Source organism: Mesorhizobium sp. M1143 (assembly GCF_040318435.1).
In the GTDB taxonomy this organism is placed as follows: Bacteria; Pseudomonadota; Alphaproteobacteria; order Rhizobiales; family Rhizobiaceae; genus Mesorhizobium.
Map to the genome: position 1 here is coordinate 107,502 of NZ_JAMYMJ010000008.1, position 12,486 is coordinate 119,987.

General features: G+C 64.4%; 10 protein-coding genes and 1 pseudogene. 6 read left to right on the forward strand and 5 right to left on the reverse strand.

The features are described 5' to 3' along the window. Positions 1–64 precede the first annotated feature (64 nt). Positions 65–2,248 (reverse strand): primosomal protein N', encoded by a 2,184-nt coding sequence (locus tag NKH35_RS09255; protein WP_352914233.1) that lies wholly within the window; start codon positions 2,246–2,248, stop codon positions 65–67. Positions 2,249–2,338: 90 nt separating this feature from the next. Here NKH35_RS09255 and fsa point away from each other — a divergent pair, with 90 nt between their 5' ends. Further along, complete coding sequence (gene fsa, locus NKH35_RS09260; protein WP_023688874.1) at positions 2,339–2,995, forward strand: fructose-6-phosphate aldolase; 657 nt, start codon at positions 2,339–2,341, stop codon at positions 2,993–2,995. Between the two features lie 83 nt (positions 2,996–3,078). On the opposite strand, the gene NKH35_RS09265 is transcribed toward fsa, so the two are convergent. Next, positions 3,079–3,675: an LPS assembly lipoprotein LptE gene (locus tag NKH35_RS09265; protein ID WP_023698237.1), complete on the reverse strand. Its 597-nt coding sequence runs from the start codon at positions 3,673–3,675 to the stop codon at positions 3,079–3,081. After that, the gene (gene leuS, locus NKH35_RS09270) at positions 3,662–6,289 is read right to left on the reverse strand and encodes a leucine--tRNA ligase (RefSeq protein WP_352914234.1); all 2,628 of its coding nucleotides are present in this window, start codon (positions 6,287–6,289) and stop codon (positions 3,662–3,664) included. The genes NKH35_RS09265 and leuS overlap by 14 nt, the downstream gene beginning before the upstream one ends. 147 nt (positions 6,290–6,436) lie before the next feature. On the opposite strand from leuS, the gene NKH35_RS09275 reads away from it, so the two are divergent. From NKH35_RS09275 to NKH35_RS09285, 3 genes are all read left to right on the forward strand, one after another. Continuing rightward, a complete protein-coding gene (locus NKH35_RS09275) occupies positions 6,437–7,099 on the forward strand; it encodes a YggS family pyridoxal phosphate-dependent enzyme (RefSeq protein ID WP_023755513.1) in 663 nt (220 codons plus the stop codon). An 89-nt stretch (positions 7,100–7,188) separates the two neighbouring features. Beyond that, positions 7,189–7,443, forward strand: a complete 255-nt coding sequence (locus NKH35_RS09280) for a type II toxin-antitoxin system Phd/YefM family antitoxin (RefSeq protein ID WP_023700209.1) — start codon at positions 7,189–7,191, stop codon at positions 7,441–7,443. A 153-nt stretch (positions 7,444–7,596) separates the two neighbouring features. After that, positions 7,597–8,646, forward strand: coding sequence for an aldo/keto reductase (locus tag NKH35_RS09285; RefSeq protein ID WP_023755512.1), 1,050 nt, complete (start codon positions 7,597–7,599; stop codon positions 8,644–8,646). Positions 8,647–8,697: 51 nt separating this feature from the next. On the opposite strand, the gene NKH35_RS09290 is transcribed toward NKH35_RS09285, so the two are convergent. Further along, on the reverse strand, positions 8,698–9,606 hold the full coding sequence (locus NKH35_RS09290) for a LysR family transcriptional regulator (RefSeq protein WP_352914236.1): 909 nt from the start codon (positions 9,604–9,606) through the stop codon (positions 8,698–8,700). Between the two features lie 127 nt (positions 9,607–9,733). Here NKH35_RS09290 and NKH35_RS09295 point away from each other — a divergent pair. Continuing rightward, a pseudogene (locus tag NKH35_RS09295) lies at positions 9,734–10,908 on the forward strand (MFS transporter). A 44-nt stretch (positions 10,909–10,952) separates the two neighbouring features. Next, entirely contained in the window at positions 10,953–11,987 is a 1,035-nt protein-coding gene (locus NKH35_RS09300; RefSeq protein WP_027050554.1) for an aldo/keto reductase, read from the forward strand. Between the two features lie 181 nt (positions 11,988–12,168). On the opposite strand, the gene NKH35_RS09305 is transcribed toward NKH35_RS09300, so the two are convergent. Beyond that, positions 12,169–12,441: an usg protein gene (locus NKH35_RS09305; RefSeq protein ID WP_023668649.1), complete on the reverse strand. Its 273-nt coding sequence runs from the start codon at positions 12,439–12,441 to the stop codon at positions 12,169–12,171. Positions 12,442–12,486 lie beyond the last annotated feature (45 nt).

Below are 12,486 nucleotides of genomic sequence, written 5' to 3' on the forward strand. Positions count from 1 at the left end.
AAGATATTGAGCTTTCTTGACAAAACGGCTTACGGGCGGCCGGCGGCGGCGTCAGCCTTTGTGCTTACAAGAAGCTCTGCGGATCGATGTCGACCTGCACGCGGACCGAGCCGCGCTGCTTCGGCCCTTCGGCCAGCATGGTGCGGATGAAGCCTTGGATGTCGGCGCGCTTTTCACCCTGGATCAGCAAACGGAAACGATGGCGCCCACCGAGCAGCGACAGCGGCGCCTCGGCCGGACCGAGCACGAACAGGTCGCTGGCCTGGGGTGCTGCACGGCGCAGGCCGCGCGCGTGGCCTTCGGCCTCGGCCCGCGTCACCGCACTGACGATGACGCCGGCAAGCCTGCCGAAGGGCGGCAGGGCTGCCCGTTCGCGCTCAGTGATCTCGCGTTCGTAAAAGGCCTCGGCATCGCCCGAGACGATCGCCCGCATCACCGGATGGTCCGGCTGGAAAGTCTGCAGCAGGCCGAGGCTCTTCTTGCCGGTGCGGCCGGCGCGTCCAGTCACCTGGCTGAGCAATTGGAAGGTGCGCTCAGCGGCGCGCGGATCGCCATTGGCGAGGCCGAGATCGGCATCGACGACGCCGACCAGCGTCATGTTGGGAAAGTTATGGCCCTTGGCGACCAGCTGCGTGCCGATGACGATGTCGGCCTCGCCATTGGCGATGGCCTCGAGCTCCAGCCGCAGCCGGCGCACCCCGCCCATCAAATCGGATGACAGGACGATCGTGCGCGCGTCGGGGAAATGCGCCACGACTTCTTCAGCTATCCGCTCGACGCCAGGCCCGCAGGCGACCAGATGGTCGAGCGTGCCGCATTCCGGACAAGCCTCCGGCCGCTTCTCATTGTGCCCGCAATGATGGCAGACGAGTTGGCCGCGAAAGCGGTGCTCGACCAGCCAGGCCGAACAAACCGGGCAGCCGAAGCGGTGGCCGCAGACACGGCACAGCGTCAGCGGCGCGTAGCCGCGCCGGTTGAGGAACAGCAGCGACTGTTCCTTCTTCTCCAGCGTACGTTGCATCTCACCGAGCAGCAGCGGCGACAGAAACCCCCCGCGCGCCGGCGGCGCGCGGCGCATGTCGATCGATTTGAGATGCGGGAGCGCCGCCTCCGCGAAGCGGGCAGAGAGAACCGCTCTATCGTATTTACCTTGGCTCGCATTGACCCGGCTTTCGACCGACGCCGTCGCCGACGCCAGCACCACCGGGAAGCCGCTGATATGGCCGCGCACCACCGCCATGTCGCGGGCATTGTAGAAGACACGGTCCTCCTGCTTGTAGGCGGGGTCGTGTTCCTCGTCGACGACGATCAGCCCGAGCTCGCGGAACGGCAGGAACAGCGCCGAGCGTGCGCCGGCGACGACGCGCACGCCGCCTTCCGCCACCTGTCGCCAGACCTTTTCGCGCATTCGGGGCGGCAGGTCGGAATGCCATTCCGCCGGCTTGGCGCCGAAGCGCTGCTGAAAGCGTTCGAGGAAGGCATGCGTCAGCGCGATCTCCGGCAAAAGGATCAACACCTGCTTGCCCCGGTCGAGGGCTGCCGCCACCGCCTCGAAATAAACTTCCGTCTTGCCCGAGCCGGTGACGCCGTCGAGCAGCGTGACGTTGAAAGCAGCGGCCGCGACATTGGCGCGCAGCATGGCGGCCGCGTCTGCCTGGTCCGGCATCAGCTCCGGCATGGCGTAGGAGGGATCGGGCGCGGCGACCACCGGTCGAGGCGGGATCATCGCCGTCTCGAACACGCCTTGCGCCTTGAGTCCCTCGATAACCGTCGACGACACGCCCGCCGCATGCGCCAGGCCGGATCGCGTCCAGGCAAGCCCCCCTTCCGCCGTCTCCAGCACGCGCGTCCTGGCATCCGTCATCCGGTCCGGCATGACGAGGGTTCGCTGCAGGCCCTCGATCCACGGTTCTGGATCGAACGCCTCCGGCGCGCGCAACAGCATGCGCGCCACCATGCCGGGCGGCGACAGCGTGTACTGCGCCAGCCAGTCGACAAAGCGGCGCATGCCGCGGTCGATCGGCGGGCAGTCGAAGACCTGTTCGATCGGGCGCAGCTTTTTGGCGTCGATATTCTCGACCGCACCATCCCAGACGATGCCGGCAACCTGGCGCGGACCGAGCGGCACGCGCACGATCGAGCCCGGCACCACGCGCATGCCGGCGGGCACAGCGTAGGTGTAGGGCCGTTCGGCGGGCATCGGCACCAGCACCGGCGCGGCTGCGACAAAGGGCGAATCTTCGATCATCGGGCGTGACCTTGCCCCGACTTTGGTCTAGATCAAAGGGCAACCCCGAATGTGCATGGCATGCACATGGAAATCTTTCAGGAGACCCCCATGAAATTTTTTGTCGACACCGCTGACATCAAGGACATCAAGGAACTGAACGACCTGGGGCTGCTCGACGGCGTGACCACCAATCCCTCGCTGATCCTGAAATCCGGCGGCAAGATCGCCGAGGTCACCAAGCAAATCTGCGACATCGTCAAGGGCCCGGTTTCGGCCGAGGTTGTTGCGGTCGAATACAAGGACATGATGGCCGAGGCCAACATCCTGGCCAAGATCGCCGACAATGTCTGCATCAAGGTGCCGCTGACGCTCGACGGCCTGCGCGCCTGCAAGACGATCCGCACCGAGATGAACCGCATGGTCAATGTAACGCTGTGCTTCTCGGCCAACCAGGCGCTGCTGGCGGCCAAGGCCGGCGCCTCGTTCATCTCGCCCTTCGTCGGCCGCGTCGACGATACCGGCGCGGACGGCATGGAACTGATCCAGGAGATCCGGCAGATCTACGACAATTACGATTTCGACACCGAGATCCTCGTCGCTTCGGTTCGCACCGTGAACCACGTCAAGCAGGCAGCCCTGATCGGCGCCGATGTCGTTACCGCGCCGGCCGCGACGCTGAAGGCGCTGGTCAAGCACCCGTTGACCGACAAGGGCCTGGATCAGTTTGCTGCCGACTGGGCCAAGACCGGCCAGAAGATCGGCTGAGATCGGGTTCGATACAAAAAGGCCGGGAAACCGGCCTTTTTATTGCGGACTGCTAAAGTCGAGTTGGCAAGGCTAGGAAACGCTCAGGCCTTCTTGCCGTGCCTGACCAAATCCTGGGCGACCGACAGGCTCACCATTTCAGCCAGTTCGCGTGCGGCGCGGTTCTCGGCGTCGAGCTGCGCCCGGTAGGAGGCGAACTCCTGCGTCGGCTTGTCGAAAGATGATGGGATCGACCGCTTGCCGGTGGCGATCACCACGCCGGTCCTGGCATCGGTCAGCACATAGTTTGCGGTCAGCGTCACCGTGCCTGCCGTCGGCTCGTCTTCGTCGGTCTGAATCTGCACCACCGCGGCCGATTCGACCAGTTCGGTGACACCGAGATCGAGCATGTAGACCGGTGCCGTCGTCTCGCCGGCACCCTGGCCGAAGGCGAAGATCAGATTGTTGCGGACCTGCTGGGCATAGCGGGTCTTGACCGGCTTGACCGCGATCGAGGCGAGCTCCGCCGACGCGCTGACAGTCGAGCCTGCCGTCAGCGGCGCGCTCGAATAGAGCGGCCTGACCGTGCAGGCCGAAACCAGCGTCATCGAGGCCACCAGCCCGCAGAGCGCGGTGCGGCGCAGCACATGCGTCGTCTTTCCGAAGTCAAGCCCCGTCTTTTTGAAATCAGGCAACGACATTGACGATCCTCTGCGGCACGATGATCACCTTGCGGGGCGCCTTACCTTCCAGCGCTTTCTGCACGAAGTCGAGAGCCAGAACCGCTTTTTCGACCGCACCTTGGTCCGCGTCGCGGGCAATTGTCAAATCGCCGCGCTTCTTGCCGTTGACCTGAACCGGCAGCACGATCTCGTTGTCGACCACCAGCGCCGGGTCGTAGACCGGCCATGGCCGTTCGGCGACCAGATCGGTGCCGCCGAGCGTGTGCCAGCACTCTTCGGCCAGATGCGGCATGACCGGCGCGACCACATGCACAAGGATCTCCACCGCCTCGCGGCAGGCGCCTTTCAGCGCCGCATCGGCCTTGCCCTCGGCAACGTCGTTGAGCGGCGCGGTCAAGGCATTGGCAAGTTCGTAGATGCGGGCGATGGCCCGGTTGAAGCCGAGCTTCTCGATATCCTCGCCGATCGCTTTCAGGATCTTGTGCGCGGCCTTGGAAACGGCACCGGCCTCGCCATCCTGCGCCGCCTGTGGCTTGACGCCATCGAGCGTCTCGGCGGCGATCGACACCAGGCGCCAGACACGCTGGATGAAACGGTGCGCGCCGGCGGCGCCATCGTCCGTCCACTCGACGTCGCGCTCGGGCGGCGAATCCGACAGCATGAACCAGCGTGCGGTGTCGGCGCCGTAGCCGTCGGTGATGTCTTCCGGGCTTACCGTATTCTTCTTCGACTTCGACATCTTTTCGAGTGAGCCGATCGCCGCCTCTTCGCCGGTGGCGATCTCGATGGCGCGGCGCTTGCCGCCGACATCCTCGATCCTGACCTCAGCCGGCGACAGCCAGCGGCCATTGTTCGACGCACCGCCGACGCGGTAGGTCTCATGCACCACCATGCCTTGCGTGAACAGGCCCTTGAATGGCTCGGCCAGGTCGAGATGCCCGGTCGCACGCATGGCGCGGGTGAAGAAGCGCGAATAGAGCAGATGGAGGATCGCGTGCTCGATGCCGCCAATATACTGGTCGACGGCCAGCCAGTCATCGGCAGCCTTGGGCTCCGTCGGCTCATTGGCCCAGGGCGCGGTGAAGCGCGCGAAATACCAGGACGAATCGACGAACGTGTCCATCGTGTCGGTCTCGCGGCGCGCATCCTTGCCGCATTGCGGGCACTTCACATGCCGCCAGGTCGGGTGGCGGTCGAGCGGATTGCCGGGACGGTCGAACTCGATGTCGTCGGGCAGCTTGACCGGCAGGTCGGCCTTCGGCACCGGCACGACGCCGCAATCCTCGCAATGGATCATCGGGATCGGGCAGCCCCAGTAGCGCTGACGCGAAATGCCCCAGTCGCGCAAGCGGAAGTTCACCTTGCGCTCCGCCATTGGCCGCCCGCCTATGGTCTTCTGCTCCAGGAGCTTTGCCACCTCGTCGAACGCCTGCTCCGGCTTCAGGCCGTCGAGGAAACGCGAATTGATCATCACGCCGTCATCGACATAGGCCTCTTCCGTGACATGGAAGGTCTTGGCGTCGGCATCTTCCGGCATCACCACCGGGATCACCGGCAGGCCGTATCTGTTGGCGAAATCGAGGTCGCGCTGGTCGCCCGACGGGCAGCCGAATATGGCGCCGGTGCCGTATTCCATCAAAACGAAATTCGCGACGTAGACCGGCAGGGTCCACGAGTCGTCGAACGGATGCACGACGCGGATGCCGGTGTCGAAACCTTTCTTCTCGGCCGTCTCCAGTGCGGCCACCGACGTGCCCATATGCCTGATTTCGTCGATGAACTTGGCCAGATCGAGATTGGTCTCGGCGGCCTTCCTGGCCAGCGGATGGTCGGCGGCAACCGCCATGAACGACGCGCCGAAAATGGTGTCGGGCCTGGTCGTGTAGACCTCCAGTTCCTTCGCATCGCCAACCGGAGCGGCCAGCGGCCAGCGGATCAGCAGCCCTTCCGAGCGGCCGATCCAGTTCTGCTGCATCAGCTTGACCTTTTCCGGCCATTCGCCAAGCCCGTCCAGCGAGTCCAGCAGGTCCTGCGCGTAGTCGGTGATCTTGAAGAACCACTGCGTCAGCTCGCGCTGTTCGACCAGCGCGCCCGAGCGCCAGCCGCGCCCGTCGATGACCTGCTCGTTGGCGAGCACCGTCATGTCCTCCGGGTCCCAGTTGACCTTGGAGGATTTGCGCGTCACCAGCCCCTTCTCGACTAAATCGAGGAACAGCATCTGCTGGCGGTGGTAATAGTCGACGTCGCAGGTGGCGAACTCGCGCGACCAGTCCAGCGACAGGCCCATCATCTTGAGCTGCTCGCGCATGGCGGCGATGTTGGCGTAGGTCCATTCCTTGGGATGGACCTTGTTCTGCATCGCCGCATTTTCGGCCGGCATGCCGAAAGCGTCCCAGCCCATAGGGTGCAGCACGTTAAAACCCTTGGCCCGCTTGTAGCGCGCCACCACATCGCCCATCGTGTAGTTGCGGGTGTGGCCGATATGGATCTTCCCGGAGGGATAGGGGAACATCTCCAGCACGTAGTATTTCGGCTTCGGATCGTCGTTATGCGCTTCGAACAGCTTCTTTTCGGCCCAGGCCTTCTGCCATTTGGGCTCTGACGCGCGCGGATTGTATCGTTCGGTTGCCATCGGATGATTTTCACTTAAAAGCAGGCGCAGACCGCCGGACAAGGCCCGGTGGCCAAGGTAAATGTCGTGGCGGTGTTCACCATGGATTGCCGGACCCGTCAACTGCGGCGAGCCGGCGAGGGCTAGAAAGACAGGCAGGATATAGGCATGGCGAGCGCCGTCGAACAGTTTTTCGCCGTCAGGACGAGGATCGCTGCCGCCGAGCGCGAGGCCGGCCGCGACGCCGGTTCGGTAACGCTGGTAGCGGTGTCGAAGACTTTTGAGGCCGACGCCATCCGCCCGGTCATCGAAGCCGGCCAGCGCGTCTTTGGCGAAAACCGCGTGCAGGAAGCGCATGGCAAATGGCCGGCGTTGAAAGCCGAATTCCCGGATATCGAGCTGCATCTCATCGGCCCGTTGCAATCGAACAAAGCGAAGGAAGCCGTTGCGCTCGCCGACGTCATCGAGACCGTCGACCGCGAAAAAATCGCCGCCGAACTCGCCAAGGAGATTGTCCGGCAGGGTAAAACACCAAAGCTCTATGTCCAGGTCAACACCGGTTCGGAGCCGCAAAAGGCCGGCATCGAGCCGCACGACGCTGTCGCCTTCGTCACCCGTTGCCGCGATGTCCATGGGTTGGCCATCGAAGGCCTGATGTGCATTCCGCCGGCGCATGAAAACCCCGGCCCGCATTTCGCCCTGCTGGAAAAGCTCGGCAAGGAGGCCGGCGTCGCCAAACTGTCGATGGGCATGTCCGGCGACTACGAGACAGCGATCACCTTCGGCGCCACCAGCGTCCGCGTCGGCTCGGCGATTTTTGGCACCCGGTAGTCGTCGGCTTCGCGAGACACCTGTCGATCCCCGATTTTTCGAGCTAATGTATCGAGCACATCCGGCCGAGTTAGCGAGGACTATTCTTCTTGGACTGGCACCTCAGGGACGCAAGAAACAATCTTTCGAAGCTTGTGCGACAGGCGCGCGAAGAAGGGCCGCAAACCATCACCTTGCGCGGAAAGCCAGCTGCCGTCGTGTTGTCTCCTGATGACTATGACCAACTGATCGGCGCAAAGCCTTCGCTTGCGGAATATCTCCTCTCCGGTCCCGCATGGGACGACGATTTCGTCGAGGAGGTCAACCGCCGCTCAGAGACGATGATCCGACCCGTGGAATTCTGATAGATTTTCGACACAAACATCGCCTCGCGCATCTCGCCACGGTTGACGAGTTCTATGGGGCCAGATGCATCCGGTCGATTACGCCACGACTGGAAACGAAACGTACCGTTCCTATTTGCTTGGCGTCATCACAATTCTGCTGGAGCCGCAACCATGCGCTACAATCAACTTGGAAATACGGGGATGTTCGTCTCCGAACTCTGCCTCGGCACCATGACCTTCGGCGCCGCCGGCGAGAATGCCCAATGGGGCCTGATCGCCAGCCTCGACCAGAAGGGCGTCAACGACATCGTCGGCCGGTCCATCGCCGCCGGCGTCAATTTCTTCGACACCGCCGACGTCTACTCCTTCGGCCAGTCCGAGCGCCTGCTCGGCCAGTCGCTCAGGGATCTCGGCGTCAAGCGCTCGGACGTCATCATCGCCACCAAGGTGCATGGCACCATGGGCCAGGGCCCGAACGAGCGCGGCTCGTCGCGAGGCCACATCATGGATTCGGTCGAGGGCAGCCTGGAGCGGCTGCAGCTCGACCATATCGACCTCTATCAGTTGCACGGCACCGATACGGTGACGCCGATCGACGAGACGCTACGGGCGTTCGACGATCTCGTCGCCAGCGGCAAGGTTCGCTATGTCGGCGTCTCCAACTGGGCTGCTTGGCGCATCTCTAAGGCCCTCGGCATAGCCGACCGCAAGGGGTTTTCCCGCTTCGAGACCATCCAGTCCTATTATTCGATCGCCGGCCGCGACCTCGAGCGCGAGATCGTGCCGCTGATCAACGAGGAAAAGCTCGGCCTGATGGTCTGGTCGCCAATGGCCGGCGGCCTGCTGTCGGGCAAATACGGCCCCGGCGCGCCCGGCAATGGCGAGGGCCGCCGCGCCGCCTTCAACTTCCCGCCGGTCAATGAGGACCGCGCCTGGGCCGCCGTCGCCGTCATGCGCGACATCGCCAAGAAGCACGATGTCAGCGTCGCTACGGTCGCGCTCGGCTATGTCCTGGCCAAACCTTTCGTCATGAGCGTCATCATCGGCGCCAGCCGCATGGAGCAGCTCGAGCAGAACCTTGCCGCGGCCGAGGTGAAGCTCGACGCCGACGATCTCGCCAGACTGGATGAGGTCAGTGCGCTGCCGGCCGAATATCCCGGCTGGATGCTGGAGCGTCAGGGCGCCGGTCGCCGCCCGGCGCCGTTCACCCCGAAGAAATAGTCATCGCTGTCGCCTGATGCTTGGGGGGTCATCTGGCTCCCCAACGTCTTTTCAGCTCATCCGCACGCTCTCGACCAGAAAGTCGAGAAACGCCCGCACCCGTGCGGGCAAATGCCGGCCCTGGCCGACATAGACGGCGTGGGTAGGCTCCTCGTCGCCCGGATTGAAATCCTCCAGCAGCGCCGTCAGCCGCCCCGCCGCGATGTCATCGGCCACATGCCAGTGTGCCAGCCGGGCGATGCCGGCGCCGCCGACCGCCATCAACCGCATCGACTCGCCATCGCCGACCAGCGTGTTTCCCACGATGGGAACCGTGATGGCATTGTCAGCTGCGTCGACAAACTGCCAGCCATCGACATGCCGGACAAAGCCGAAAGCCATGCGATTGTGCCGGCTGAGATCGGCTGGAATCAGCGGTGTGCCATGTGTCTTGAGATAGGACGGTGCGGCAACGACCGTCATCCGGGTTTGCCCGAGCTTGCGCGCCACCAGCCGCGATTCGCCGAGCGGCCCGGCGCGGATGGCGACGTCGGCACGCTCAGCCATCAAATCGATGACGCTGTCGGTCAGCACCAGATCGACCGAAATCTCGGGATAGCGTTCGAGGAAATCAGGCAGCAGCGGGATCAGCCGATGCACCCCGAAGGGCACATAGGAGTTGACGCGCAGCCGTCCGCGCGGCGCGGCACCCCCGGCCGCCTCGCGCTCGGCCGCCGCCATATCGGCCAAGATGCGCACCCCGCTGTCATAGAACGCCGTCCCTTCCGGCGTCAGCTGCAGCTTGCGCGTCGAGCGGGTGACCAGCCGCGCGCCGAGCCTTGCCTCCAGTCGCGCGATCAGCTTGCTCACCGCCGACAGTGTCATACGCAGCGAACGAGCCGCAGCCGAGAAGCTGCTCGCCTCGACGACGCGGACGAACACTTCGATCTCGCCGGAACGGTTGATGTCGGGTCTGGCCATCTGTGAATCTATTTCACAGGAAATATGCCCAAGGCAAGTCTGGTTCACAAGGCATGGCAACACGATCTCTGCGGTCGGGGCGCGGGTCTGGACAGCGCGCTCATTCGAGTTCGAACTGGAAACCGCCATGCCTCTTGCTCTCTACGCCCTCGCTGCCGGCGCCTTCGGCATCGGCGTCACCGAATTCGTCATCATGGGGCTGCTGATCGATGTCAGCAAAGATCTCGGAGTCTCGATCTCGGCCGCCGGCCAGTTGATTTCGGGCTACGCGTTGGGCGTCGTCATCGGCGCGCCGCTTTTGACCATCGCCACCGGCAACTGGCCCCGCAAGACCGTCCTTCTGGCCCTTATGGCGATCTTCACGCTCGGCAACCTCGCCTGTGCGATCGCCCCCGACTACTGGACGCTGATGGGCGCCCGCATCATCACCGCCTTTGCCCATGGCACTTTCTTTGGCGTCGGCTCGGTGGTCGCCACCGGCCTGGTCGCGCCCAACAAGAAAGCCTCGGCGATCGCGCTGATGTTCACCGGACTGACTATCGCCAACATCCTCGGCGTGCCCTTCGGCACCTGGCTAGGCCAGGCCTTCGGCTGGCGCGCCACCTTCTGGGCGGTAACCCTGGTCGGCTTGGCAGCCTTTGCCGTCATCCTGCTTCTGGTGCCGCGCAGCAAGGAAGCGCCCGAGAAGACCAATCTGCGCGCCGACCTCGCCGTGCTGCGCCGCACGCCGGTGCTGCTCGGCCTCGCCACCACCGTGCTCGGCTATGCCGGCGTCTTCGCCGTCTTCACCTACATCGCCCCGCTGCTCACCGAGATCAGCGGCTTCAGGGAGGCCGCGGTGTCGCCGATCCTGCTCGTCTTCGGCGGCGGTCTTATTGCCGGCAATCTGCTTGGCGGCAAGGTCGCCGACCGCTGGTTGGTGCCGGCGGTGCTCGGCAGCCTCGTGGTGCTGGCGTTGGTGCTGGCCACAATGACCTTCGCCGTCCACAGCCAAATCCTGGCCGTCATCTATGTCGGCCTGCTTGGTGCCGCCGCCTTCGCCACCGTGGCGCCGCTGCAGATGTGGGTGCTGGAAAAGGCGCAAGGCGCGGGCCAGAGCCTCGCCTCGTCCTTCAACATCGCCGCCTTCAACCTCGGCAATGCCGCCGGCGCTTGGCTTGGCGGCGCGGTGATTGCCCAGGCCTCGGCTCACTAACCTGGATCGCCGCTTTGCTGCCGGTCGCGGCTCTTGGCGTCGCTTCCCTGGCGCTGCGCCTCGATCGCGCCCCCACAATCGGGGCGCCGGTCTGCGCCCCGTCATGAGCATCACGCGCAAATCCTTCTTCGACATCATCAAGGAGCATAAAATGGATTATCGACGTCTCGGCGCATCGGGCCTGAAAGTGCCCGCACTGTCTTTCGGCGCCGGCACTTTCGGCGGCTCCGGGCCGCTGTTCGGGGCGTGGGGCAACAACGACGCCAAGGAAGCGCGGCGGCTCATCGACATCTGCCTCGAGGCCGGCGTCAATCTGTTCGACACCGCCGATGTCTATTCAAACGGCGCCTCCGAGGAAGTGCTTGGCGAAGCCATCAAAGGCCGCCGCGACGCGGTGCTGATCTCGACCAAGACCTCGCTGCCGATGGGGGACGGCCGGGCCGATTACGGCTCGTCGCGCTCGCGGCTGATCAAGGCCGTGGACGCGTCCCTGAAGCGCATGGGCACCGATTACATCGACCTGTTGCAGCTGCACGCCTTCGATGCCGGCACGCCGATCGAGGAGGTGTTGTCGACGCTGGACGACCTCGTGCGCGCCGGCAAGCTGCGCTATGTCGGCGTCTCCAACTTCTCCGGCTGGCAGGTGATGAAATCGCTGGCCGAGGCCGACAAGCATGGCTACCCGCGCTATGCCGCACACCAGGTCTACTATTCGCTGGTCGGCCGCGACTATGAATGGGAGCTGATGCCGCTCGGTATCGACCAGGGCATCGGCGCGCTGGTGTGGAGCCCGCTCGGCTGGGGCCGCCTGACCGGCAAGATCCGCCGCGGCCAGCCCCTGCCGGAAAAGAGCCGGCTGCACGACACCGCCGATTTCGGCCCGCCGGTCGCGGACGAACATCTCTACCGGGTCATGGATGCGCTTGATGCGATGGCTGAAGAGACCGGCAAGACCGTGCCGCAGATCGCCATCAACTGGCTGTTGCGGCGCCCGACCGTGTCCTCGGTCATCATCGGCGCCCGCAACGAGGAACAGCTGCGCCAGAACCTCGGCGCCGTCGGCTGGGCGTTGACGCCGGAGCAGGTCAAAAAGCTCGACAAGGCAAGCGAAGTGACCGCGCCCTACCCGTACTTCCCCTATCACCGCCAGGAAGGTTTCGCCCGGCTGAACCCCCCGGCGGTGTGATCGCCGACGCTGCCAAATCTCCCCCCTCGAGGGGGAGATGTCGCCGAAGGCGACAGAGGGGGTCGCCGCGCGTGGAGCGCTAGCCCCCATCTGCCGCAGGAGGGTCGCGTCCGGTCGAACCGACCCCCTCTGGCCGCTTTGCGGCCATCTCCCCCTCAAGGGGGGAGATCAAGCGCGCCGCTCAGTGCAGCACGAACTCCCCATCCACCTTCCGCCATTCGTTCGGCGCGATCAGCTTCTGGTGCGTGTAGCTGATCGAATGCAACGGCCCGTCGAGCCTGGCCTTCCAAAACTCGATGAACTTGATCAGCACCGGAAACTTCGGCGCCAGATCGTAATCCTGCCAGATGAAGCTCTGCAGCAGATGCGGGTGGTCGGGAAAATGGTATAGAATCTTGGCCGTGGTCAGGCCATACCCCTTGAGCATCAGGTCCATTTCGGAATGATCGCGCATGACAGCCCCTTGGCCTAGTTGATTCTCCATTCCTCCCAACACCGA

Excerpts from the sequence above, each read along its gene's own strand:
- NKH35_RS09265 (WP_023698237.1), bottom strand. The coding sequence starts at position 3,675 with ATGTCGTTGCCTGATTTCAAAAAGACGGGGCTTGACTTCGGAAAGACG.
- NKH35_RS09255 (WP_352914233.1), bottom strand. The coding sequence starts at position 2,248 with ATGATCGAAGATTCGCCCTTTGTCGCAGCCGCGCCGGTGCTGGTGCCG.
- NKH35_RS09285 (WP_023755512.1), top strand. The coding sequence starts at position 7,597 with ATGCGCTACAATCAACTTGGAAATACGGGGATGTTCGTCTCCGAACTC.
- NKH35_RS09275 (WP_023755513.1), top strand. The coding sequence starts at position 6,437 with ATGGCGAGCGCCGTCGAACAGTTTTTCGCCGTCAGGACGAGGATCGCT.
- NKH35_RS09305 (WP_023668649.1), bottom strand. The coding sequence starts at position 12,441 with ATGCGCGATCATTCCGAAATGGACCTGATGCTCAAGGGGTATGGCCTG.
- NKH35_RS09300 (WP_027050554.1), top strand. The coding sequence starts at position 10,953 with ATGGATTATCGACGTCTCGGCGCATCGGGCCTGAAAGTGCCCGCACTG.
- fsa (WP_023688874.1), top strand. The coding sequence starts at position 2,339 with ATGAAATTTTTTGTCGACACCGCTGACATCAAGGACATCAAGGAACTG.
- NKH35_RS09290 (WP_352914236.1), bottom strand. The coding sequence starts at position 9,606 with ATGGCCAGACCCGACATCAACCGTTCCGGCGAGATCGAAGTGTTCGTC.
- leuS (WP_352914234.1), bottom strand. The coding sequence starts at position 6,289 with ATGGCAACCGAACGATACAATCCGCGCGCGTCAGAGCCCAAATGGCAG.